General features: G+C 60.3%; 20 protein-coding genes and 1 pseudogene. 16 read left to right on the top strand and 5 right to left on the bottom strand.

What is annotated here, in order from left to right:
- Positions 1 to 57: 57 nt before the first annotated feature.
- Positions 58 to 1050: a LacI family DNA-binding transcriptional regulator gene (locus M9827_RS08815; RefSeq protein ID WP_250605106.1), complete on the top strand. Its 993-nt coding sequence runs from the start codon at positions 58 to 60 to the stop codon at positions 1048 to 1050.
- A 56-nt stretch (positions 1051 to 1106) separates the two neighbouring features.
- Here M9827_RS08815 and M9827_RS08810 read toward each other — a convergent pair whose 3' ends face one another.
- The 4 genes from M9827_RS08810 to M9827_RS08795 form a co-directional block, all read right to left on the bottom strand.
- Positions 1107 to 3506, bottom strand: a complete 2400-nt coding sequence (locus M9827_RS08810) for a TonB-dependent receptor (protein WP_250605105.1) — start codon at positions 3504 to 3506, stop codon at positions 1107 to 1109.
- Positions 3507 to 3572: 66 nt separating this feature from the next.
- On the bottom strand, positions 3573 to 4535 hold the full coding sequence (locus M9827_RS08805) for a FecR domain-containing protein (protein ID WP_250605104.1): 963 nt from the start codon (positions 4533 to 4535) through the stop codon (positions 3573 to 3575).
- The gene (locus tag M9827_RS08800; protein ID WP_250605103.1) at positions 4526 to 5044 is read right to left on the bottom strand and encodes a sigma-70 family RNA polymerase sigma factor; all 519 of its coding nucleotides are present in this window, start codon (positions 5042 to 5044) and stop codon (positions 4526 to 4528) included. Before M9827_RS08800 ends, M9827_RS08805 begins: the two co-directional genes overlap by 10 nt.
- Positions 5045 to 5137: 93 nt before the next feature.
- Positions 5138 to 6034, bottom strand: a complete 897-nt coding sequence (locus M9827_RS08795) for a helix-turn-helix domain-containing protein (RefSeq protein WP_250605102.1) — start codon at positions 6032 to 6034, stop codon at positions 5138 to 5140.
- Between the two features lie 162 nt (positions 6035 to 6196).
- Here M9827_RS08795 and M9827_RS08790 point away from each other — a divergent pair, with 162 nt between their 5' ends.
- The 5 genes from M9827_RS08790 to M9827_RS08770 all read left to right on the top strand — a co-directional run bounded on the left by M9827_RS08790 (position 6197) and on the right by M9827_RS08770 (position 12544).
- Positions 6197 to 7555, top strand: a complete 1359-nt coding sequence (locus M9827_RS08790) for a glutamine synthetase family protein (protein WP_250605101.1) — start codon at positions 6197 to 6199, stop codon at positions 7553 to 7555.
- A 159-nt stretch (positions 7556 to 7714) separates the two neighbouring features.
- Positions 7715 to 8803, top strand: a complete 1089-nt coding sequence (locus tag M9827_RS08785; RefSeq protein WP_250605100.1) for a polyamine ABC transporter substrate-binding protein — start codon at positions 7715 to 7717, stop codon at positions 8801 to 8803.
- Entirely contained in the window at positions 8800 to 10101 is a 1302-nt protein-coding gene (locus M9827_RS08780; RefSeq protein ID WP_250605099.1) for an NAD(P)/FAD-dependent oxidoreductase, read from the top strand. Before M9827_RS08785 ends, M9827_RS08780 begins: the two co-directional genes overlap by 4 nt.
- A 216-nt stretch (positions 10102 to 10317) precedes the next feature.
- Positions 10318 to 11973: a PqiB family protein gene (locus M9827_RS08775; protein WP_250605098.1), complete on the top strand. Its 1656-nt coding sequence runs from the start codon at positions 10318 to 10320 to the stop codon at positions 11971 to 11973.
- A gap of 16 nt (positions 11974 to 11989) precedes the next feature.
- Entirely contained in the window at positions 11990 to 12544 is a 555-nt protein-coding gene (locus tag M9827_RS08770) for a PqiC family protein (protein WP_250605097.1), read from the top strand.
- A 6-nt stretch (positions 12545 to 12550) separates the two neighbouring features.
- Here M9827_RS08770 and M9827_RS08765 read toward each other — a convergent pair whose 3' ends face one another.
- Positions 12551 to 13489, bottom strand: coding sequence for a site-specific integrase (locus M9827_RS08765; protein ID WP_502943420.1), 939 nt, complete (start codon positions 13487 to 13489; stop codon positions 12551 to 12553).
- A gap of 354 nt (positions 13490 to 13843) precedes the next feature.
- On the opposite strand from M9827_RS08765, the gene arnB reads away from it, so the two are divergent.
- From arnB to M9827_RS08715, 10 genes and pseudogenes are all read left to right on the top strand, one after another.
- Positions 13844 to 14992 (top strand): UDP-4-amino-4-deoxy-L-arabinose aminotransferase, encoded by a 1149-nt coding sequence (arnB, locus tag M9827_RS08760; RefSeq protein WP_250605096.1) that lies wholly within the window; start codon positions 13844 to 13846, stop codon positions 14990 to 14992.
- Positions 14989 to 16014, top strand: coding sequence for an undecaprenyl-phosphate 4-deoxy-4-formamido-L-arabinose transferase (gene arnC / locus M9827_RS08755; RefSeq protein ID WP_250605095.1), 1026 nt, complete (start codon positions 14989 to 14991; stop codon positions 16012 to 16014). Before arnB ends, arnC begins: the two co-directional genes overlap by 4 nt.
- The gene (gene arnA / locus M9827_RS08750) at positions 16011 to 18002 is read left to right on the top strand and encodes a bifunctional UDP-4-amino-4-deoxy-L-arabinose formyltransferase/UDP-glucuronic acid oxidase ArnA (protein WP_250605094.1); all 1992 of its coding nucleotides are present in this window, start codon (positions 16011 to 16013) and stop codon (positions 18000 to 18002) included. The genes arnC and arnA overlap by 4 nt, the downstream gene beginning before the upstream one ends.
- Positions 18002 to 18886 (top strand): 4-deoxy-4-formamido-L-arabinose-phosphoundecaprenol deformylase, encoded by an 885-nt coding sequence (arnD, locus tag M9827_RS08745; protein WP_250605093.1) that lies wholly within the window; start codon positions 18002 to 18004, stop codon positions 18884 to 18886. Before arnA ends, arnD begins: the two co-directional genes overlap by 1 nt.
- Positions 18883 to 20535, top strand: a complete 1653-nt coding sequence (gene arnT, locus M9827_RS08740) for a lipid IV(A) 4-amino-4-deoxy-L-arabinosyltransferase (protein ID WP_250605092.1) — start codon at positions 18883 to 18885, stop codon at positions 20533 to 20535. Before arnD ends, arnT begins: the two co-directional genes overlap by 4 nt.
- Entirely contained in the window at positions 20532 to 20876 is a 345-nt protein-coding gene (gene arnE / locus M9827_RS08735; protein WP_250605091.1) for a 4-amino-4-deoxy-L-arabinose-phosphoundecaprenol flippase subunit ArnE, read from the top strand. Before arnT ends, arnE begins: the two co-directional genes overlap by 4 nt.
- Complete coding sequence (gene arnF / locus M9827_RS08730; protein WP_250605090.1) at positions 20873 to 21277, top strand: 4-amino-4-deoxy-L-arabinose-phosphoundecaprenol flippase subunit ArnF; 405 nt, start codon at positions 20873 to 20875, stop codon at positions 21275 to 21277. Before arnE ends, arnF begins: the two co-directional genes overlap by 4 nt.
- A pseudogene (locus tag M9827_RS08725) lies at positions 21274 to 22664 on the top strand (UDP-glucose dehydrogenase family protein); the annotation flags it as partial. The gene arnF and the pseudogene M9827_RS08725, both read left to right, overlap by 4 nt.
- Positions 22650 to 24245 carry an ArnT family glycosyltransferase gene (locus M9827_RS08720; RefSeq protein WP_250605088.1) on the top strand — a complete coding sequence of 532 codons (1596 nt, stop codon included), beginning with the start codon at positions 22650 to 22652 and terminating at the stop codon, positions 24243 to 24245. The pseudogene M9827_RS08725 and the gene M9827_RS08720, both read left to right, overlap by 15 nt.
- Positions 24246 to 24281: 36 nt before the next feature.
- Positions 24282 to 24800, top strand: coding sequence for a GNAT family N-acetyltransferase (locus tag M9827_RS08715; RefSeq protein WP_250605087.1), 519 nt, complete (start codon positions 24282 to 24284; stop codon positions 24798 to 24800).
- The last annotated feature ends 26 nt before the right edge of the window (positions 24801 to 24826 follow it).

Below are 24826 nucleotides of genomic sequence, written 5' to 3'. Positions count from 1 at the left end.
CGAGAAGCCCGGGCCCTGTGTCATGATTCTGCGTCAACCTGACCGGCCGCACTTCGCATGACTTCAGTGAAAGACGTTGCACAGCTGGCCGGCGTGTCCCTGATGACGGTGTCTCGAGCGCTCAATAGTCCGGAAAAACTGAGCCCCGAAACCCTCCTACGGGTGCGTCGCGCCATTGATGAACTGCAATTCGTACCCAGCCTGTCTGCGCGCAAGATGCGCGGTGACAACCTGCAGTCGCGAACCATCGGTGTGTTCGCGCTGGACACCGCGACCACACCCTTCGCGGTCGAGCTGCTGCTGTCCATTGAGCAGACCGCGCAGCAAGCCGGCTGGAACGTCTTTATCCTCAACCTGCTGAGCAACCCGCCCACCGACCAGAACATCGACCTGATGCTGTCGCACCGTCCGGACGGCTTGATCTTCAGCGCCATGGGATTTCGCCAGGTAAGCATTCCCGAGCGCTTGAAGAGCAAGCCTCTGGTGCTCGCCAATTGTCTGGCAGATGACAGCGACCTCGTCAGCTACGTGCCCGACGACGAAATGGGTCAGTACCGCGCCGTACACCACGCGTTGAGCCTCGGCTACAAACGTCCTCTGTGTATCAATCTACCGAAACAGAGTCTGGCATGGGGGCTGCGACAAAAAGGCCTGCAGCGTGCCTGTCAGGCATTCGGACTGGCGCCTGAAACGCTTCTGCAGTACGACCTTTCCGATCATGATGCCTACAGTGAAACAGCCGCCATCCTCGACCGGCATGTCGTTGATGGTCGTCCCCAATTTGATATTTTGATCTGCGGCAACGACCGCATTGCCTTTTGTGCCTATCAGTTGTTGTTGGGGCGCGGCCTGAAAATTCCCGCCGATGTCGCCGTCCTCGGCTACGACAACATGATCGGCATCGCCGAGTTGTTCATCCCGCCGCTGACCACCGTGCAACTGCCGTACTACGAGATTGGTCGTAAGGCTGCCCTGCATCTGATCGAGACCCTTGAGCTATCGGGAACTCAGCGAGTTGACTGTCCACTGGTGGTCAGGACATCACTATGAGAGTGATCTCAGTTCGCGGATAACACTCCCGATTGCCTTTGATTTGCCGAGTGGAATCAGAAATCCACCGTCGCTGAAAGCAGATAAGTCCTCGGTGTCGACAACGTCAGCCCCGGCTCACTGTCATCCGAAGCGCCTGCCGAACTCCAGTAGCGTTTATCCAGCACGTTCTCGACATTGGCGCGCAGGGTGATGGTTTTCTTATCGACCTTGAAGGCGTATCGCGTCCCTACGTCAAAGCGCTCCCAGGAATCGATTTCCTTGTCGTTGGACTGATCCAGATACTGCGAACTGGAATAAATGCCCCGCCCGGTCAACGTCAGCCCCTGCACCGTCGGCACATCCCACTCGGCACCCAGATTGACGTTGTATTTCGGCGTCGCCGGCGCGCGATTGCCGTCGAACGTGCCGTTGGTGGTGTGGGTCAGCTCGCTGTCGATGTACATCACGCCACCGAGCAAGCGGACGCCTTTGAGCGGTTCACCAAACACACTCAGCTCCACGCCATTGTTCTGTCGTTTGCCGTTCGGGCCGAAAACTCGAGTTGTGGCATTGGTTTCATAAGCGGGCTGTTTGATGCGGAACACCGCTGCCGTCACGGCATACGCACCAGCGTCGTATTTGGCACCAACCTCAACCTGGCGGCTAATAAACGGCGGGAAGATTTCGTCTTCGTTCACTGACGTTGATGGCGCGATCTTGCCTTGGCTCAGGCCTTCCATGTAGTTGGCGTACAGCGACAGCTTGTCTGTCGCCTTGAACAGAATCCCGCCCGATGGCGAGACCTTTTCCTCGTCGTAGGCGGTGTCGCCTTTGACGTCATCGCTCCAGTCATCGACTTTTACCCGTTGCCAGCGAGCGCCGAGGGTCAGCAGCAATCGATCATCAAACAAGCCCAGGGTGTCGGACAACGCCACGCCGCTGAAGCGGTTTTCCGTGTAGACCTTGGCGTCATAGCGCGTCGGCGTGCCGGGTTTGGCGATTTCTATCGGGTCGTACAGATTGCTGCGACCGGCCGCATAACGCGCGCCGCCATTCTCGAAATCCATATAAAAGTAGCTGGCCGCCAGGTTGACCTCATGGCTCACCGGCCCGGTATGGAACCAGTTGCGCACACCGGCGGTGGCCGTGCGCACGTTTTCGTCGCGGGTGAAATCCCGCGGTTGCACGCTGAAATCACCGGCATCGTTGGTCACGGAAACCGCATGGCGGAGGAAGTCGTGATTGCTCTTGCGAGCGCCAACACCGCCGTAGACCATCACCGAATCACTGACATCAAACTCGGCGTTGACTGTACCGAACGTATCTTTGGTCCGCGCCTGGCTCCACGGTTGCGCGTAGTTATCGCGGACATCGTTGGCGTTCGGCACCTTGGCATTGGCGGCGACTTGCACGCGCTCTTGCGGTGCGTCGGTATCGCGCTCTGTGTGGCCAATATCGGTGGAAAGCCGCAGCCGCTCACCGCGAAAATCCAGACCCAGCACGGCCATGTCGCGGTCGACGCTCTGGTGATCCCATTCGGTGTCGCCGGACTGTTTGACGCCGTTGAAACGCAGGCCGAACTGGTTGTCCTCACCGAAACGGCGGCCAACATCCACCGCGCCACCGATCTGATTATTCGACGCGTAATTGGCCGTCAGCGAGGTGATCGGTTTGTCGCTGGCACGCTTGGGTACGACGTTGATGCCTCCGCCCACACTGCCCCGTGGCGAGATGCCGTTGATGAGTTGGCTCGGGCCTTTGAGAATGTCGACGCGATCGGCCATTTCCATGTCGATCGTGTAAGTCGGCAAAACCCCATAGAGGCCGTTATAGGCCACGTCACTGTTGAACAGACTGAAACCACGGATGGTGAACTGCTCGAAACGGCCACCGGCCGGGTTGGTCGCGCGCACCGACGGGTCGCTGGCGATCAGATCGCCCAGCGTGCGTGCCTGTTGGTTTTTCGCGGTTTCGCTGGTGTAGGTGGTCATGCTGAACGGGGTTTCCATGAAGTCTTTCGACCCCAGCAACCCCTGCGAGCCGCGCCGCGCCACCTGCCCTCCGGCAAAGACATCGGCGCCGGTCGAGTCGCTCGCGCCCAGAATCGAAGTCGGCGCCAGTTGCAGGCTGCCGGCCTCCGCTGCTGGCACCAAGGTGTAAGCGTGCTCACCCAGCGGTTGCAGTTGCAAACCAGAGCCGAGCAGCAACCGGGCGAACCCCTCCTCCACGCCAAACTCGCCGGACAACCCATTACTGTTGCGCCCGCTGACCAGCGCCGGATCCACCGACAGATTGACCCCGGCCAACCCGGCAAACCGCGTCAGCGCGGCACTCAGGCTGCCGGCCGGCACCTGATAACTGCGCCGCGCGTCTTCGGCCCAGCTCGACTGGATCAATACGGGACTGGCACTCAGGCTCAGCAGCAGGCTCAACTGCAACAACGGACGCAAACGACTTGGGAATACGGCGGGCATTGGAAGACGCTCTCGATTTGTTCACTTGCCTGGAATGACCAGCGAGGCGAAAAAAAGGGACAGGCTTCAGCCGGTTTTTTCTGCAGGGGGAATGTTTCGCGGCGTGAGCGACACCCAGAACCGCGTACGGGTATGGACGTCGATCGGCAGGCTGGCCGCGAGCAATGTGAGGATTTGATCGGTGTTGTCGAGGCGGAAACTACCGGTGATGCGCAGCGCTTCCAAGGCCGGATCCCAGCGCAGCAGCCCGGAACGATAGCGACTTAACTCGCGCAAGAAATCCCCCAACGGCTGGTTCTGCGCCATCAACACACCATCGCGCCAGCCCGGCATCAACGTATCGAAAGCGCTAACGGAACCCGCGCCAGACGCTTGCAGGCTGACCTGCTGCCCTTGATTCACCATCAGCGTCGGCCCGTGCAACGGCTGCAACTGCACCGTGCCGCTGACGACCGAAACTTTGCAGTCACGCGCATTGAGACGCACGCAGACCTCGCTGCGACTGACGAGGATTCGGCCGTAAGGCGCGTTGATCGTCAGCGCCGAACTGCCCGGCACGTTGAGCGCTATCTCACCACGCACCAGCGTCAACTGCCGCGCCGGCAGATCGACATTTACCGCAGTGGCGGTGTTGAGTTGTAACGAACTGCCGTCACCCAACGACAAACGTTGGCGCTCTCCAGTGCTGGTGTGCAGATCCGCACGCCATGCATCCATCGGCAATTGTCGACTGATCAGCCACGCTGCTGGCACCAACGCGGCCAAACCGAGCGCCCGTTTCAGCGCGGCACGTCGTGCCAGATCCGGACGATCCAGCGTGGCCATGGCCAACGCCGCCGGCAACGCGGAAAAGCGTTGGCGCAACAGTTGAATCTTCTGCCAGGCGTTCTCGTGACGGCTGTCACTGTTGCGCCAGTGCAGCAGCCGCGCATGATCATCATCAGTGGCCTCGCCCGATTCGAGCAGCGCCAGCCATTGCGCGGCGGCGCGTGCCACCTCCCGCAGCTCTGCATCGGGTGCTACGCGCATACTAGATCCAACATCAAGCAATGCTCGTAAGCCTGCGCCATATAACGTTTTATTGTGCGTTCTGAGACCTGCAAGCGCTCGGCAATTTCGCGGTAACCGAGGCCTTCGAGCTGACTCCACAAAAACGCCCGACGCACCGGTTGCGGCAAGCCATCAAGCAGTTCATCCAGCGCTTGCAGGGTTTCCAGCAACAGCCAGCGCTGTTCGGGCGACGGCACGCACTCCTCAGGCAATTGCGCGAGGGCTTCGAGGTAGGCTTTTTCCAGGCTGCGGCGGGTGTAGAAGTTGCTCAGCAAGCGTTTGCCCACGGTCAGCAAGTACGCCCGAGGCTCACGCATGTCGGCAATTGGTTGCGCGCTGCACAGCACGCGCAAGAAGGTGTCCTGGCTCAGGTCCGCCGCATCCCAGGCATTGCCCATGCGCCGCCGCAGCCAGGTTTCCAGCCAGCCTCGGTGATCGCGATACAGTTCGTGCAGGTGCTGCGGCGATGGCGTCGCTGCTTCAGTCATCTCAAGAGTCCTGCGCGAAGTCAGTTTCAAATGAGAGTGATTCTATTTAACTTGCGCACTGACACAAAGCCTTTTTATCCACGACGGCATTCATCAGCGCTTCAAGGTCTCGCTCGGCAACTCCTTGAACAACGCCCGGTAACTGCTGGAAAACCTTCCCAAATGCCAGAACGACCAGCGCATGGCCACCTCGGCCACGGTGGTTTCCGTCGGCCGGCGCTTGAGCAATTCACGGTGTGCGCTGTTCAAGCGGCGCAGGCGCAGCCAGTGACTCGGGGTCATCCCGGTGTAGGCCTTGAACGCCTGCTGCAATTGGCGCAACGGCACCCCAGCCACGTGCGACAGTTCGAGCAGATTAACGGTGTCTTCCGGCGAATCCGCCGCCCACTCTCCCACCCTTTTCATGATCATCCGTTCTTCGGTGCGCCGTTGTAAGCTACCGCGATCGAGGCTGGTGTGCGCGTTGTCGAGAATGAACAGGCAATCTTCAAGTAGCTGCTGTGTCAGCGCATCTTTATCAAGCGGATCAATGGCTTGCGACAACTTCGTGAGAGTCGAGCTTAACCAGCGACTGAACAAGGCATTCTGTCCGCAGTTGAGTTGAGTCATGAACAACCCTTCGAGCTTCGCCACATTCAGACCGTGCTGGCGGACAAATTCCGGACCGAACACCACGGCGATTTCCTGGTAGTTCTCCGGGGTGATCCAGATGTTGCGGCTCTCTTCATTGAGCAGGTACAGCGCGTTGTCGCTGCGATCGAAACAGAACGCCAAAGCCCCCGACGGCGCGCTGAAATTCTGCTCGACCCGGGTGTTCATCTGCTCTTCATAGACCTCGACACCCTGCAGATCCAGATAGCGGATCTGCCCGGCGAAATGGCCCGGCGACATCTGTTGGTAATGCTGGACCCAGCCCGGTGTGGCGCGGACTTGCTCGGCCACATCGGCGGTGTTGAACGCTTGAACCTGGAGCGAATTGCACGTTGTCATGGGGTGACCTTGCGCACTCTTTTGGTGCGCTTTGGTGCTGCTTAAAGTGGATAGATGGAACGTCAAGGCTCGCCCAAGATAGTCGTCAACGCGCCACAGGGGAAGGGGCGGAAGATGAAACCCGCCCTCCCCGGCGTCTATAAAACCAATAACGAGGTCTTTATGAATGCCCCTTTCGATCAGCTGTTCACGTGGCTGAAAGATCACAAGATTACCGAAGTCGAATGTGTGGTCAGCGACCTGACCGGCATTGCCCGCGGCAAGATCGCACCGACCAACAAGTTCCTGCATGAGCGAGGCATGCGCCTGCCGGAAAGTGTGCTGCTGCAAACGGTAACCGGGGATTTTGTCGACGATGACATCTACTACGACCTGCTCGATCCTGCCGACATCGACATGGTCTGCAAGCCCGTGGCTGACGCGGTCTACGTGATTCCATGGGCGATCGAACCGACCGCCATCGTCATCCACGACACCTTCGACAAGTTCGGCAACCCGATCGAACTGTCGCCGCGCAACGTGCTGAAGAAAGTCTTGCAGCTGTACACCGACAAAGGCTGGAAACCGATTGTGGCACCGGAAATGGAGTTCTACCTGACCCAACGCTGCGAAGACCCGGACCTGCCGCTCAAGGCTCCGCTGGGCCGCTCGGGCCGTGCCGAAAGTGGTCGTCAGTCGTTCTCCATCGATGCCGCCAACGAATTCGATCCGTTGTTCGAAGACGTTTACGACTGGTGTGAATTGCAAGGTCTGGACCTCGACACGCTGATCCACGAAGACGGCCCGGCGCAGATGGAAATCAACTTCCGTCACGGTGACGCCCTCGATCTGGCCGACCAGATCACCGTGTTCAAGCGCACCATGCGTGAGGCTGCACTCAAGCACAACGTTGCCGCGACCTTCATGGCCAAGCCGATCGGCGACGAGCCGGGCAGCGCCATGCACATTCACCAGAGCGTGGTGGACATCGCCACCGGCAAACCGATCTTCGCCAACGCCGACGGGCAGATGAGCGAACTGTTCCTGCATTACATCGGCGGTTTGCAGAAGTACATCCCGAAAGTGCTGCCGATGTTCGCGCCGAACGTCAACTCGTTCCGCCGCTTTCTGCCGGACACCTCGGCACCGGTCAACGTCGAATGGGGCGAAGAAAACCGCACCGTCGGCCTGCGTGTGCCGACCTCCAGCCCGGAAGCCATGCGCGTGGAAAACCGTCTGCCGGGCGCCGACGCCAACCCGTACCTGGCAATCGCCGCGAGCCTGCTCTGCGGTTACATCGGCATGGTCGAAGGCATCGCGCCGAGCGCTGCGGTACAAGGCCGCGCCTACGAACGCCGCAACCTGCGTCTGCCGATCACCATCGAAGACGCGCTGACACAAATGGAAGAGTGCGAAGCCGTTGCGCAATACCTCGGCGACAAGTTTGTCCGTGGCTACGTCGCGGTGAAACGTGCCGAGCATGAAAACTTCAAGCGCGTGATCAGCTCGTGGGAGCGTGAGTTCCTGATGCTCAGCGTCTAACCCGAATCTGCACAAATCCCTGTGGGAGCGAGCCTGCTCGCGAAAGCGGTGGGTCAGGCAACATCAATGGTGACTGTGCCGACGCCTTCGCGAGCAGGCTCGCTCCCACAAGGGATTAGCGAACCACCTGAAAAATCCAATAATTTAAGAGGTGTCGAAATGCGTCTATTGAAAACCATGGTTCCCGCCGCTCTGGCCCTGATGTGCAGCGTCGTAGCCCAAGCCCAATCCCAGGTCAGCGTCTACAACTGGACCGACTACATCGGCGAAACCACCCTCGCCGACTTCCAGAGCACAACCGGGATCAAGGTGATCTACGACGTTTTCGACTCCAACGAAACCCTGGAAGGCAAGCTCCTCGCCGGTCGCACCGGCTATGACGTGGTGGTGCCGTCCAACCACTTCCTCGCGCGTCAGGTGAAGGCCGGTGCCTTCCTCAAACTGGATCGCTCGCAACTGCCGAACTTCAAAAACCTCGATCCGAAACTGCTCGAGCTGCTGGAGAAAAACGATCCAGGCAACCAGCACTCGGTGCCGTACCTGTGGGGTACCAATGGCATTGGCTACAACGTCGACAAGGTCAAACAAGTGCTGGGCATCGACCACATCGATTCCTGGGCCGTGCTGTTCGAACCTGAAAACCTGAAGAAACTCACCCAGTGCGGCGTGTCGATGATGGACTCCGCCGACGAAGTCTTCCCTGCTGTGCTCAATTACATGGGCATGGACCCGCGCAGCGAAAACCCGGAAGACTATAAAAAGGCTGAAGCGAAACTGCTCAGCATCCGTCCGTACATCACCTATTTCCATTCCTCGAAGTACGTCTCGGATCTGGCCAACGGCGACATCTGTGTGGCCTTCGGTTATTCCGGCGACGTGTTTCAGGCCGCCAACCGCGCCAAGGAAGCCAAGAACGGCGTCAACATCGCTTACGCCATTCCGAAGGAAGGCGCCAACCTCTGGTTCGACCTGCTGGCCATCCCGGCCGACGCCAGTAACACCAAAGAAGCCCACGCCTTCATCAATTACCTGCTCGATCCACAAGTGATCGCCAAGGTCAGTGCATCGGTCGGTTACGCCAACCCGAACCCTGCCGCCAAGCAATACATGGATCAGGAGCTGGTCAACAACCCTGAGGTTTACCCATCCCAGGCCGTGCTCGACAAGCTCTACATCTCCTCTACCCCGCCCCAGGCGATCATGCGTCTGATGACCCGGTCCTGGAGCAAAGTGAAGTCGAACAAATGAATCAGTACACCGAGGAACACGCTCGCTCCTACTACGCCGCTTCGGCCCGGGCGAGCACACCCTATCCGCTGCTGGAAGGAGACTTGACCGCCGATGTCTGCGTGATCGGCGGCGGATTCACCGGGGTCAACACCGCCATCGAGCTGGCTCAGCGCGGACTGTCGGTGGTGTTGATCGAAGCCCGGCGCATCGGCTGGGGCGCCAGTGGGCGCAATGGCGGTCAGTTGATTCGCGGGATCGGTCATGAGGTTGCCGGCTTCGCCAAGTATGTCGGTCAGGAAGGCGTGCGTTACTTGCAGCGCGCCGGCATCGATTCGGTCGAGCTGGTGCGGCAGCGCATCGGCGCCAACGGCATCGAGTGTGACCTGCGCTGGGGCTTCTGCGATCTGGCCAATACCCCCGCGCAGTTCGCTGCCTTCAAGGATGAATTGGTCGACCTCGCCGAACTCGGTTATGCCCACGAAACCCGACTGATCGGCCCGGAGCAGGTGCGCCAGCAGGTGGTGAATTCCGACATTTATGCCGGTGGGCTGGTGGACATGGGGTCCGGTCACCTGCATCCGCTCGATCTGGTGCAAGGCGAAGCGCGGTTGGCGGCCGCGCTGGGCGTACGGATCTTCGAGCACAGTGAAGTGCTGGAAATCATCCACGGCCCGACCGTACAAGTGCGCTGCGCCCACGGTACGGTGCGCGCCGGCAGTCTGGTGCTAGGTTGCAATGCGCATCTGGACGACCTCGAACCACAACTCAGTGGCAAGGTGCTGCCGGCCGGCAGTTACATCATCGCCACCGAACCGTTGTCCGAGGCCCGCGCCGCGCAATTGATTCCGTACAATCTGGCGGTGTGCGACCAGAAAGTCGGCCTCGATTACTACCGACTTTCGGCGGACCGGCGCCTGCTGTTCGGCGGGGCCTGCCACTATTCCGGACGCGATCCGGCGGACATTGCCGCTTATATGCGACCGAAGATGCTCAAGGTCTTCCCGCAACTGGCGGGCGTGCGCATCGATTACCAATGGGGCGGCAAGATCGGCATCACCGCCAACCGCTTTCCGCAGGTCGGTCGGCTCAAGCAGCACCCCAACGTGTTCTACGCCCAGGGCTATTCCGGCCATGGCCTGAACGTCACGCACTGGTGCGCGAAACTGCTCGGCGAGGCGATCAATGCCGGCCACAGTCAGGGCATGGACGTGTTCAGCGGCGTGCCGCACATGACCTTCCCCGGCGGCCCGGCCTTGCGTTCGCCACTGCTGGCACTGGGCATGTTCTGGTATCGCCTGCGGGAAATGCTCGGATAACCCCCAATCCCTGTAGGAGCTGCCGAAGGCTGCGATCTTTTGATCTTAAAAAAGCAAGATCAAAAGATCGCAGCCTCGTTTCACTCGACAGCTCCTACATGGAAACTGCCAACGATGCGGGCTATACACATTTGCTCTATCGCCAAGCACTTCTATATTGATGAGGTGCTTTGGCGTTCCTGACGCTCAGTGCCCATTCAATCGAGGAGGACATGGATGAAGTCGTCAGCCACCGACGAGCCGCGAGCGCCAGGCCAAGCCCCCGTCAAAACCCGCCGGTTCGGCATTTCGCTGGTGTGGATCGTGCCGATTGTTGCGGTGCTGGTGGGTATCTCGCTGGTGGTGCACAACATCATGCAGGAAGGCCCCAGCATCACCGTCAACTTCAAGACCGGCAGCGGACTGGTGGCAAACAAGACTGAAGTGAAGTACCGCAACGTGGTGATCGGTCAGGTCACCGATGTCGAGTTGAGCGATGACCAGAAGAGCGTCAACGCGACCATCAAACTGGCCAAGCAGGCCGAAAGCTTTACCCGTGAAGATTCGCAGTTCTGGGTGGTGCGCCCGCGCATCGGGGCTGGTGGCGTGTCGGGCATCGACACTCTGCTTTCCGGCGACTACATCGGCGCCGACATCGGTCAGGCCAATAACCGCGCCAAGCAATTCAAGGGGCTGGAGAACCCTCCGCCCATTACCTACGGCGAACCGGGCAAGCGCTTCATGTTGCACGCGCCGGACCTCGGTTCGCTGGACATCGGTTCACCTGTGTATTACCGCAAGATTCCTGTCGGCCAGGTCGTCACCTACGAACTGGCACCTGATGGCAAAGGCGTGAACATCGAAGTATTCATCCATGCACCGAACGACGCTTTTGTCACCGAAAACACCCGTTTCTGGAACGCCAGTGGTATCGACGTCAACGTCGGCGCCAACGGCTTCCAGGTCAAAACCGAATCGTTGTCGTCCATGCTGGTAGGCGGTATCGCCTTCCGCGCTCCGGACTACAGCCCCAACGATGTGGCCGCCGCCGATGACAAGGACTTCGAACTGTTCGAAGACCAACAGACGGCCCTCGCTCCACCCAACGGCAAGGCGCAATACTTGAGTCTGCGGTTCGACCAGTCCCTGCGCGGCCTCAAGGTCGGCGCACCGGTGGAATTCCTCGGCATGGAAATTGGCCGTGTCGTGGCGATCAATCTGGATTTCGACGCGCAGAAACGCGCCTTCCCACTTAACGTCGGCATCGTCATTTACCCGCAGCGACTGGGAATGGCGTACGGCAAAATGCTCACCGCGTTCAAACATGACCCCAACGACGAAGCCGCCGGCATTCGCTTGATGGGCACCTTCATCGACAATGGCCTGCGCGCCCAGGCCCGCAGCGGCAATCTGCTCACTGGGCAGTTGTACATCGCGCTGGACTTCTTCCCGAAAGCCGAGAAAGTCGCGTTTGACCCGACACTGCGTCCGGTGGTCATCCCGACCGTTCCGGGCAGCCTCGAACAGTTGCAGGAAAAACTCGAAGCGGTGGTCGACAAGCTCAACAAGCTGCCGGTCGATCGCATCGCCAGCAACCTCGACAGCAATCTGGTCGAACTGCGCAAAGGCCTGGCCCAGTTCAATGCCAAGACCCTGCCGGGCGTGCAGAGCACCCTCGCCGACGTCAGCAAGACCTTGCAGTCCGCCAGCTCGACCCTGGCCGAAGATTCGCCACAACGCGAGAAACTCACGGAAACCCTCGACGAACTCGGGCGGATGTCGCGCTCGCTGCGTGAGCTGTCGGATTACCTCGGCCGGCATCCGGAATCGCTGATTCGCGGTCGTCCCGATAACGCCGCGCCTATCGATCTCAAAGGCCCGCCACGCAACTGAGCACAGGAGCTGAACCATGGCTGTACCGCTGAAAATCACCATGCTCGCTGCGTTCATGCTGCTGGGCGCCTGTCGCAGCGACCCGATCAGTTTTCACACGCTGACGCCGGTGCAGATCGCCAACACACGGACCGGCGCGCAGATTCCGATTGAAGCGCTGAGCGTGCCGCCGCAGGTCGACCGTGCGCAAATCGTTATCCGCCAGGGCAACAGCGGTCTGGCGATTCTGGAAACTGATTGGTGGGGCGCGACACTGGCGGATGAGTTGCGCGGTGCGTTGGCCGATCAATTGAGCAATACCAGTGGGCAAGGCAACGTTTCGGTGCGCATCGAAGTGCAACGCTTCGACTCGATCCCCGGTCAGTACGGCCTGATCGACGCCAAATGGCGCTTGCGCCCCGTCGGCGCCACTGACAATGGCTTGCTGACCTGCCGTTCGACCCTGCAAACACCGTCCGGCCCGACCATCGATGATCTGGTGGGCGCCCAGCAGCACAACGTCAAACGTCTGGCCGACCAGATCAGTCGGGCGGCAACCAGCAACGCGCGCACCTGCCCTTCCCCGTCCTGACCGGACCTACAGATCGAAACGATCCACCGCACGCCGCCGCTCGTTGTCATCCCGCACATCGTAGTTGGCGGTGGTCTGGATGTTGCTGTGGTGCGCAAGCTTCTGCGCAATCGACAGATCATGTTCCTCGATCACCCGCGTGATAAACGAACGGCGGAAATCGTGGGGCATGATCTTCACCCCGACCTGCGTGCCACGCTGGCGGGCGATGTAATAGATCGCGTGTTTGGTGATGCGCTCGCGGGTGATATGGCTGCCACGACGGATGCGGTTGAACAGAAAGGCATCGTCGCTCTCGCCTTCCTTGAGTTGTGAGCGGCGCAGTTCCAGCCATGCATCGAGTTTGGCGAACGCCCAGGCCGGCGCGTACTTGATCAGCTGTTTGTTGCCTTTGCCGGTAACGGTCAGGCTGCGCTCAGTGAAGTCGACCTGATTCAAGTCCAGGTCCACCGACTCCGATTTACGCATGCCGGTGCCATACAACAACGCAATCACCGCCGCGTCGCGTAATCCTTGCGGACGCGGATCGGCGGCGCAGACTTCCATCAATTCGTGGATCAAGGTGCGCTTCAAGTTGCGCCCTTGGGACAAGCGCGTGCCGGCAATACCCTTTACCGAGCGAATTTTCAACAAATGATCCTGAGAGATCAGACTCATGCGCCAGGCTTCATTCATCACACCGCGCACGGCATTCACGTACAACGACGAGGTGTTCGGCGCATAGCCGTCGGCGCGCAATGCGGCGACCAACGCCACGACATCTTCCGGTTGCAGCCCGTGCCAGGGGATTTCCTCGATGTCCACGTCTTCGAAACCGAGACGGTCGGCGGCGTCCTGCAAGACATACCGCATGGTCAATTGGCTGGAAGGCGCCAGTCGCGCCAGATAAAGCGTCAGCGGATTAGTGTTGGACGGGGTGGATTCAGTACTCGACAAGTCAATCAAACGAAACGGCCTTGAATAGAAAACAGTTCAACAAAACAACTTAAAAGTGCAACGAAACTTATATAAAGAGCGACTCTTCCGTAGGACTTTTCGATTAAAAGAGCCGATGAACGGAAGAAGTCTGAACGGTGGCTGTATGGCTTACAGATAGACGAATCGCCGACCGTTTTTTCATGTTCCTTTCACAAAAACGCGCATAACCTTAGTTACAACAGGTTGCCCCGAAAGGCCTGCAACCCTGCCGTCCGTGGACTTAAAAGTCAATCAGGCATTCCCCGGCCGGTATCTCAACCCGTTGAAATCCCGTGTTTTTCAGACAATCGGCTGAAGGATGGCTGTCGCCCCGAGGTTCTTATGAGTCAAGCGTTCCTGCCGTTTTCCCGTCCAAGTATCGGCGATGAAGAAATAGCCGCCGTCGAACAAGTATTACGTTCCGGCTGGATTACTACCGGCCCTAAAAACCAGGCACTCGAAGAACAATTCGCGCAATACGTTGGTTGCAAGCACGCGGTCGCACTTTCCTCCGCCACCGGCGGCATGCACATCACCTTGTTGGCCCTGGGCATTGGCCCGGGCGACGAAGTCATCACCCCGTCGCAGACCTGGGTCTCGACCGCCAACATGATTTCCCTGCTCGGCGCCACGCCGGTGTTCGTCGATGTTGATCGCGACACTCTGATGACCGACGCCGCGCGCATTGAAGCGGCGATCACCCCACGCACCAAAGCCATCATTCCGGTGCATTACGCCGGCGCCGCATTTGATCTTGATCCGCTGTACGCGCTGGCCGACAAACACGGCATCGCGGTCATCGAAGACGCCGCCCACGCCGCTGGCACCCGTTACAAGGGCCGCCACGTCGGCTCGCAAGGCACGGCGATTTTCTCCTTCCACGCGATCAAGAACATGACCTGTGCCGAAGGCGCGATGTTCGTCACTGACGACGAAGCCTTGGCGAGCCGCGTGCGCATGCTCAAGTTTCACGGTCTGGGTGTCGACGCCTACGATCGCCTGACCGGTGGCCGCAAGCCGCAGGCGCAAGTGATGGAACCGGGTTTCAAATACAACCTCGCCGACATCAACGCGGCGATTGCCCTGGTGCAACTGCAGCGTCTGGACGCGATCAACGCCCGCCGCACGGAACTGGCCGACGCCTACCGGCAAAAACTCGAAGGCCTGCCGGTGCAACCGCTTGCCCTGCCTGCCTACGCACAAACCCACGCCTGGCACCTGTTCATCCTGCGCATCGACAGCGAGCGCTGGGGCATCGACCGCGAAGCCTTCATGAAAGGCTTGCAGGACCAGGGCATCGGCACCGGTATCCATTTCATCGCCACCCACCTGCACACCTGGTATCGCCAGCGTGCCCCTGACCTGTACCTGCCCGACACCGAATGGAACTCGGCGCGGCTGTGCTCGATTCCGTTGTTCCCCGACATGAGCGATCAAGACCTTGATCGCGTGGTCGGTGCCATCGCCACTCTTATGGACAAACGCCCGTGAAACCTTATCCGATCCGCTGTGTGTCGATCGTCATCCCGGTCTACAACGAAGAGGACAGCCTGCCGGAACTGCTGCGCCGCACTGAAGCGGCCTGCCGCATGCTGCGTCACGACTATGAAATCGTCCTCGTCGACGACGGCAGCCGTGACGACTCCGCCAACCTTCTGGAAGAAGCCGCGACCCGTGAAGACAGCCCGTTCGTGGCGGTCATCCTCAACCGTAACTACGGCCAGCACGCGGCAATCATGGCCGGTTTCGAACAATGCAAAGGCGATGTCGTCATCACCCTCGACGCCGACCTGCAGAACCCCCCGGAAGAAATTCCGCGCCTGGTCGCCGAAGCGGAAAAGGGTTACGACGTGGTCGGCACCGTGCGCGGCAATCGTCAGGATTCGGCCCTGCGCCGCTATCCGTCGAAGCTGATCAACCTCGCCGTGCAGCGCTCCACCGGCGTCGCCATGAGCGACTACGGCTGCATGCTCCGCGCTTACCGCCGGACGATCATCGACGCGATGCTCGCCTGTCGTGAACGCAGCACTTTTATTCCGATTCTGGCCAACAGCTTCGCCCGCCACACCACCGAAATCGTCGTGGCCCATGCCGAACGTGAGCACGGCGATTCGAAGTACAGCCCGATGCGCCTGATCAACCTGATGTTCGACCTGATCACCTGCATGACCACCACGCCGCTGCGCCTGCTGAGCATCGTCGGTTTCACCATGGCCGGGCTTGGATTGCTGTTTGCCTTTGCGTTGATCGTCATGCGTCTGGCTTTCGGTGCCGGTTGGGCCGGTGACGGCATGTTCGTGCTGTTCGCGGTGCTGTTTGTGTTCACCGGTGGCCAGTTCATCGGCATGGGCCTGCTCGGCGAATACCTGGGGCGCATGTACAGCGACGTGCGCGCCCGCCCGCGTTTCTTCATTGAAAAAGTCTTGCGCAGCCACGCCGCCAACCCGGCGCCTGCGGTCACCGTTGATGGTCTCTCCACCACTACTTCTACTACCGGTCAGGTTCTCTCATGAGTGCAAAAACTGTTGTCTTCGCTTATCACGATATTGGCTGCGCCGGCATTCAGGCCCTGCTCGACAGCGGCTACGCCATCGCGGCGGTGTTCACTCACGCCGATGATCCGAAAGAGAACGCGTTCTACGGATCGGTTGCGCAACTGTGTGCCAGCAAAGGCATCCCGGTGCACGCGCCGGAAGACGTCAACCACCCGCTGTGGATCGAACGGATTGCCAAGCTCGCACCTGAGTACATGTTCTCGTTCTACTACCGCAACCTGCTGAGCGAATCGCTGCTGGCCGTGGCCAAACAAGGCGCGTTCAACCTGCACGGTTCGCTGTTGCCCAGCTACCGTGGCCGCGCGCCAGCGAACTGGGTGCTGGTCAACGGCGAAAGCGAAACCGGCGTGACCCTGCACCGCATGGTCAAACGTGCCGATGCCGGCGCCATCGTTGCCCAGCAACGTGTCGCCATCGAACGCAACGACACCGCGTTGAGCCTGCACGGCAAGCTGCGCATCGCCGCGACCGATCTGCTGCGCGACACTTTGCCGGCGATGCTGCAAGGCAAGACCAGCGAAACCCCGCAGGACGAATCGAAAGCCACTGTTTTCGGGCGTCGCACCGCAGCGGACGGCAAACTGGTCTGGGCGAAACCTGCCGAGCAACTGTTCAACCTGGTGCGTGCGGTGACCCAACCGTATCCGGGCGCGTTCTGCGCGGTCGGCGAGCACAAACTCATCGTCTGGAGCGCCGAAGTCGTCAAAGGCAACGACGGTCAGGCGCCGGGCCGGGTGATCAGCGTCGATCCGCTGCGCATTGCCTGCGGTGAAGATTCGCTGGTGATCCTCTCCGGCCAGCGCAACGATAACGGCTTGTTCCTCAGCGGTCAGCAACTGGCCAGTGAACTCGGTCTGGTTGACGGCTCGCTGCTGCGCGGTGCCGAGTCCGGGCGTGCACCGCGTCGCACTCGCGTGCTGATCCTCGGCGTCAACGGCTTTATCGGCAATCACTTGTCCGAGCGCCTGCTGCGTGACGACCGCTACGAAGTCTATGGCCTGGACATCGGTTCCGACGCCATCGACCGCCTGCGCAGTCATCCGCACTTCCACTACGTCGAAGGCGACATCAGCATTCACTCCGAGTGGATCGAGTACCACATCAAGAAGTGCGACGTGGTCCTGCCGCTGGTGGCCATCGCCACGCCGATCGAGTACACGCGCAACCCGCTGCGCGTGTTCGAACTCGACTTCGAAGAAAACCTCAAACTGGTGCGCTACTGCGTCAAGTACAACAAGCGCGTGATCTTCCCGTCGACCTCGGAAGTCTATGGCATGTGCCAGGACAAACACTTCGATGAAGACACTTCCAACCTGGTGGTCGGCCCGATCAACAAGCAGCGCTGGATCTACTCCGTGTCCAAGCAACTGCTGGACCGGGTGATCTGGGCCTACGGCGCCAAGGGCTTGAATTTCACCCTGTTCCGCCCGTTCAACTGGATGGGCCCGCGTCTCGATCGCCTGGACTCGGCACGCATCGGCAGCTCCCGCGCCATCACCCAGTTGATTCTCAACCTGGTTGAAGGCACGCCGATTCGCCTGTTCGACGGCGGCGAGCAGAAACGCTGCTTCACCGACATCGCTGACGGCGTCGAAGCACTGGCGCGGATCATCGATAACGACAACGACGTCTGCAACGGCCAGATCATCAACATCGGCAACCCGGACAACGAAGCCAGCATCCGTCAATTGGGTGAAGAGCTGCTGCGTCAGTTCGAAGCGCATCCGCTGCGCCATAACTTCCCGCCGTTCGCCGGTTTCCGCGATGTGGAAAGCAAGGCGTTTTATGGCGCTGGTTATCAGGACGTCGAACACCGTAAACCCAGCATCGCCAACGCCAAGCGTCTGCTCGACTGGACGCCAACCGTGGAAATGCGCGAGACCATCGGCAACACGCTGGATTTCTTCTTGCGCGAGGCCATGCTCGAAATCGCGGACAAGCAGTAATGCAGGCCGGTCTCCGCATCGACGTCGACACCTACCGCGGCACCCGTGAAGGTGTGCCGCGCCTGCTGGAAATGCTCGACGAGGCGCAGATCAAGGCAACGTTCTTCTTCAGTGTCGGCCCGGACAACATGGGCCGGCATCTGTGGCGCCTGATCCGCCCGCAGTTCCTCTGGAAAATGCTTCGCTCCAATGCCGCCGGCCTGTACGGCTGGGACATTCTGCTGGCTGGCACCGCGTGGCCGGGCAAGCCGATTGGTCGCGATCTCGGCCACCTGATGCGTCAGGCCCGCGACGCCGGTCATGAAGTCGGTCTGCATGCGTGGGATCACCACGGCTGGCAGGCCAATGCCGGACGCTGGAGCAATGCGCAACTGATCGAGCAGATCCGTCAGGGCGTCGACACCTTGAGCGACATCCTCGGCGAAAAAATCCAGTGTTCGGCCGCCGCCGGTTGGCGTGCCGACGAGCGCGTGATCGAGGCCAAGCAAGCCTTCGGCTTTCGCTATAACAGCGATTGTCGTGGCACGCGGCTGTTTCGCCCGTTGCTGGCCGACGGCACGCCGGGCACGCCGCAGATTCCGGTGGACCTGCCGACCTTCGACGAAGTCGTCGGCCCCATCGTCGCGGCGCGGGATTTCAACGGTTTCATCCTTGATCACTTTCGCCCGCAACAGCTCAACGTCTACACCATTCACGCCGAAGTAGAAGGGATTCTGATGGCTGAGGATTTTCGTCAATTGCTGGCCGAGGCCCGCCAGCGCAACATCGATTTCAAACCGCTGGGCGATTTGTTGCCCGAGTTTTTCAATACCTTGTCCGTAGGTCGCGTGCAGCGCGGCGCCCTCGACGGCCGTGAAGGCTGGCTGGGAGTGCAAGGCGCATGATCAAACGCTGGACGCTGCCACTGCTGTTGCTGGGTATTTGCCTGCTGGCCTATCTGCTGCCGCTAGGCACGCACGGTTTGTGGATTCCTGATGAGACCCGTTACGCACAGATCAGCCAGGACATGCTGCTCAGTGGTAACTGGGTGTCGCCGCACTTCATGAGCCTGCGCTACTTCGAGAAGCCGATTGCCGGTTACTGGATGATCGCGATGGCTCAGCAAGTGTTCGGGCAGAACCTGTTCGGCGTGCGCTTTGCCTCGGCGCTGAGCACCGGGTTGAGCGTGCTGCTGTGCTATCTGCTCGCCCGGCGTTTGTGGAACGAGCCGCGCAAAAGCTTCGTCTGCGCCCTGCTCTACATGAGTTTCACCATCGTCGCCGGTCAGGCCGGCTACGCCAACCTCGATCCGCAATTCACCTTTTGGGTCAACCTGAGTCTGGTGGCGCTGTGGTTTGCCGTCGACAGCCACACAAACGGCAAGCGCATGGCGGCCTGGTTCGTATTGGGCCTGGCGTGTGGCATGGGTTTCATGACCAAGGGATTTCTCGCCTGGTTACTGCCGGTGTTGATCGCCCTGCCGTGGATGCTCTGGCAAAAACGCTGGCGTGAATTGCTGATGTTCGGCCCGGTGGCGATTGCCATCGCGATCATCATCAGCCTGCCGTGGGTGCTCGCGGTGCATGGGCAGGAGCCGGACTACTGGCGGTTCTTCTTCTGGCACGAGCACATCCGCCGCTTTGCCGGTGACGATGCGCAACACGATGCGCCGTGGTGGTTCTACCTGCCGCTGCTGGTGGCGTTCAGTCTGCCGTGGGCGGGGTTGCTGCCGACCGCGTTCAAGCAAGCGTGGCAAAGCCGCGCTCAGCCGAAAATGGTCTTTATGCTGCTCTGGCTGGCGATGCCACTGGCGTTTTTCAGCCTGAGCAACGGCAAGCTGCCGACCTACATCCTGCCCTGCCTGCTGCCGATGGCGTTGCTGTTGGGCAATGCGCTCGCCGACCGTTTGCGCCTGGAGCACGGTCGCGCGCTGAGCATCAATGGTCTGCTCAATCTGTTGCTGGGCGTCGTCACACTGATCGCGCTGGTCTATCTGCAACTGACCAAACCGGTCTACGACCACGAACTGCACAGCATGGTGCTGGTGTTTATCGCGCTGATCGGCTGGATCATCGCCAACCTGCTGCAAGCCTTTCTGCCGCTGCAATGCTGGGCAACACCGGCGCTCGGCAGCCTGCTGCTGATCGCGGTGCTCCCGGCGGCACTGCCCAAATCGGTGGTCGCCAACAAGATGCCGGATCAGTTCGTCAAGCATCACGTCACGGAACTGGCGCAGACCACCCACCTGCTGAGTAACGATCTCGGTGCCGCGTCCGCACTGGCCTGGCGCCTGAAAACGCCGCAAGTGGCGTTGTACAACACGATAGGCGAATTGAAATATGGCCTTGCCTATCCTGACGGCATTCAACAGCGGGTCGATCCCGAACACGTACAACAGTGGATGCGCGAGGCGCGCCGCAGCGGTTCAGTCGGCGTGGTGATGCGCGTCAAGGGGCAGGACGAACTGGACGAAATCGACAGATTGCCAAAGGACGGCCTCCGTTACGAACAGGGCAACCTGGTGATCATGATCCTGCCCAAGGAGGCGTCATGAGCCTGTTGCTGCTGTTGGCCGCGTGCCTGCTGACCTGCCTCGGGCAGATCGCGCAGAAGTACGCCGTGGAGAGCTGGCGCGGCGTCGAGTCGGGCTGGGCCGAAAAGCTGCGTACGCCGTGGTTGTGGCTGGCCCTGCTCGCCCTCGGCTCAGGTCTGTTGGTCTGGCTGTTGGTGTTGCAGCGGCTGGAAGTCGGCATCGCCTACCCGATGCTCAGCCTCAACTTCGTGCTGATCACCCTGATCGCGCGCTTCGTCTTCCGTGAACCCATCGACCGCCAGCATTGGCTTGGCGTGGCATTGGTCATCGGCGGCGTGGTTTTGCTGGGGCAACCGTCATGAATCAACGTCGCGGCATCACATTCGCGCTGGGCAGCGTATTTCTCGTCAGCGCTGCGCAACTGGGCATGCGCTGGAGCATGACCCGCCTGCCCGAACCACAACAATGGCTGCACCTCGACAGCCTCGATTGGCGGGCGCTGGCCGTGGTCATTGCGGCGATTTTTGCCTACGCCCTGTCGATGCTCTGCTGGCTCGCCGCCCTGCGCGATCTGCCGCTGGGCCGGGCGTATTCGCTGCTGAGCATCAGCTATGCGCTGGTTTATCTGCTGGCGGCCAGCCTGCCGCTGTTCAACGAATCCTTCAGTTTCACTAAATCACTGGGCGTGGCGCTGGTCATGCTCGGGGTCATCACCATCAACACTCGTCCGGCTCGTGCGCCCGAATTCAGGAGTGCTCCATGAAAATCACAGTATTTGGCAGCGGTTACGTCGGTCTGGTGCAAGCGGCTGTGTTGGCCGAGGTCGGCCATGATGTCGTGTGCATGGACGTCGACCAGAAGAAGGTCGACCTGTTGCGCCAGGGTCATGTCAGCATTTTCGAACCGGGGCTGGCCAGCCTGGTGCGCGAAGGTCTGGATTCAAAACGCCTGCAATTCACCACCGATGAAAAACTCGCCGTGCAACACGGTCGGGTCGCTTTTATTGCCGTGGGTACGCCATCGCGTGAAGACGGTTCGGCAGATCTGCGCTACGTGCTTTCGGTCGGCGATGCGATTGCCCGCCATCGTGAGCAGGCGTTGATCATCGTGGAGAAATCCACGGTGCCGGTGGGCACTGGCGACACCCTGCGCACGCACATCGAAAAAGCCCTGATCAAGGTCGGCCGCCTGCTGCAGTTCGATATCGTCTCCAACCCGGAATTCCTCAAGGAAGGCTCGGCGGTAGCCGACTGTCGCCGTCCGGACCGTATCGTCATCGGCTGCGAAGGCGATGAAGTGCGCGACGTGATGCGCGATCTGTACTCGCCATTCAACCGTAACCATGACCGCATCATGTTCATGGACCTGCGCAGCGCCGAGCTGACCAAGTACGCCGCCAACTGCATGCTGGCGACCAAGATCAGCTTCATCAACCAGATTGCCGAGCTGGCCGAGCACCTGGGCGCCGATATCGAATCGGTACGCCAGGGCATCGGCGCCGACACGCGCATCGGTTACCACTTCATCTACCCCGGCTGCGGTTATGGCGGCTCGTGCTTCCCGAAAGACATGCGCGCCTTGATCCACAGCGCCGAACAAGCGCAGTGCTCCAGCGATTTGCTGCAAGCGGTCGAGGCGATCAACCAACGCCAGAAGCACAAGTTGTTCGAGCGCATCAACGCGTTCTACAAGGGTGACCTGCGCGGCAAGACCTTCGCTCTGTGGGGGCTGGCGTTCAAACCCAACACCGATGACATGCGTGATGCACCGAGCCGTGTCCTGCTCGAGGAACTATGGGCCGCCGGCGCCAGCGTGCGAGCCTTCGACCCGGAAGCCATGCAGGAAACCCAGAACCTTTACCCGGAGGAATCGAAACTGATGCTGATGGGTACGCCGGAATCGGTACTACCCGGCGCTGACGCCTTGATCATCTGCACCGAGTGGCAGCAGTTCAAGGCGCCGGATTTTGACCTGATCAAACAGCGCCTCAACACCCCGGTGATCTTCGACGGCCGTAACCTTTACGACGCCGAACGTCTGGCACGCAACGGCTTCCAGTACTTCCCGATGGGCCGTGGCGAATCGCGCAAGTTGCCGATCCCGCTGCAACAGTGGCCGAACGCGTCCGACGTCGCTTGATCAGGTTATCGCCTGAAATTCGCCGGCAGTCCCTGATCGCAGGGCTGCTGGCGTTTGTATTGTTCATGGCCGGGGTCCACGGGCAGGCCCCGATTGGTTTCGATTCGCGGTTCGTGTTGTTCGCGCAAGAAATGCTGCGCCATGGGCCGACGGTGTTTCCGACGACTTACGGTCAACCGTATGCGGATTATTCAGCGGTTTCGACGCTGTTCATCTGGCTGCTGTCGCTGCCGTTTGGCGCGGTAAATGCGTTGACCGCGTGGGCGCCGAGTGCCGTCGCCGGTGCGCTGATTGTGACGCTGATGTATCGACTGCTGGCGCCGTACTCACGGCGCTGGGCGTTGATCAGTATTGCGTTGCTGATGCTCACCGGCGGTTTCGTCACCGAAGTGCGCGCGGTGTCGCAGGACTTGATGCTCGCAGCGGTGGCCTTCGCGGTGTTCTATCTGGGTTATGCCCATGAGCATTTTGCCGGCAGGCGTCACTGGCCGCTGATCTTCGCGTTGCTGTTGCTCGGTTTCGGCATTCGCGGGCCGATGGGGCTGGTGGTGCCGACCGGCATGCTGTGCAGCTATTACCTGCTCAACCGTGAGTGGTCGCGACTGCTGGTGTTCGGCGTACTTGCTTCGCTGCTGCTCGCAGCCTGTGTCGGCCTGCTGTTGTGGCTGGCACAGGCCAGCGGTGGTCCGGCCTTTGTACAGGACGTGATCCGCATGCAGTTCATGGGGCGCATGGACGGCAGCGAAGGTGTCAGCGGTTCGCTGTATTACTTCACCAGTTCGTTCGGCAACTATGCGCTGGCCTATCCGCTGGCGTTGTTGGTGCTGGCGGCGGCCTGGCTGAGCAAACCGCAGCAACGTGGCCCGGCGCTGCGCCTGGTGCAGTACTGCGCGGCGGCAGGGCTGATTGTGATGGTCGGTTTGTCGATTCCCCAGGCGAAGAAGGCCCGGTATCTGCTGCCGATGTTGCCGATGGCGGCGATCATTGCGGCGTATCCGTTTCAGGTCGTGCATGGGCGGGTGTTTCGTTGGTTGCGCGGGTTGATGCTGGGCTTGTGGCTGGTCACGCCGGGCTTGTTGCTGGTGGTGTTGCTGGTCGCGCAACGGCGCTTTGCCGAGCCGTTGAGTGACGTGTCTTGGGTGTTGATCGCGCTGGGCGTGCTGCAACTCTTGGCATTGTCGCGATTGTTGCTCCCACGTTGGCGTGTCGAGGTATTGGCGTTGTCTGCGGTGTTGGCGCTGTGGACGGTGTACGCGGCGGTATTCGAGCCGGTGGAGCGGCGTTTGTACGACACCCAGGGATTCAGTCGCGCGGTATTCGCCCAGGTTCAACAAAACCCGGCGCCGCTGGTGCTGCACGGCATGGGCAAGGATGCGAAGGCGATCAAGTTCATGGTCAATATCGAGCAAGATCTGCAACCGCTGTTCAGCGACTCGATCCAGCAACTGGAGGCGCTCAAAGGGCCGGCGTGGTTGATGATGGATCGCAGTGATCTGCCATCTCTCAAGGGCATGCCGCTGGAAAGCGCGCAGCCGGTGTTGAACGGGCGTTTTGATAAAAACGACTATGTATTGCTGTGGCTGAAACCGTAACCTGTCGAGCTCTTGACCGACAGGACACGCCTCAACATGACCTTCGACGTACGCCGCGCCAGCCCTGCTGACGCGGTTGCCCTCCCCGCGATCGAGCGTTCGGCCGCGCAATTGTTTCGTCTTGAACCGCCGTTGGCGTGGCTGGCTAATGCCGAGGTGCCCGATGCTGGCCAACATCTGCAGGCCATCAAACAGGCGTACGTGTGGGTTGCTGAAAATAGCGATGGGCAACTGACTGGATTTGTTCGTGCTGTAGACATTGATCAGCACATACACATTGAGGAGTTATCCGTCAGTCAGGCTTTTCAAGGACAAGGCATGGGTCGCGCACTGGTTGCGGCAGTCATTGAACAAGCGCGCGTGATGCAGTTGAACTCAGTGACGCTGACCACCTTTCGCGATCTGCCGTGGAATGCGCCGTTTTATCAGAGGATGGGGTTTGTCGAGTTGACGCATGCGCAAGCTGATCGCCATTTACGCGATGCGCTGCAAACCGAAGTCCTCTTCGGCTTTCCCGCAGAGCGCCGCTGCGCCATGCGCCTGCCCCTGATTTGAAAGCAATGAAGGTCCTTGTGGGAGCG

The organism is Pseudomonas sp. AKS31 (assembly GCF_023634765.1).
GTDB lineage: Bacteria > Pseudomonadota > Gammaproteobacteria > Pseudomonadales > Pseudomonadaceae > Aquipseudomonas.
Note: the sequence above shows the minus strand (reverse complement) of the source record. Positions and strands in the feature narration are given on the sequence as shown.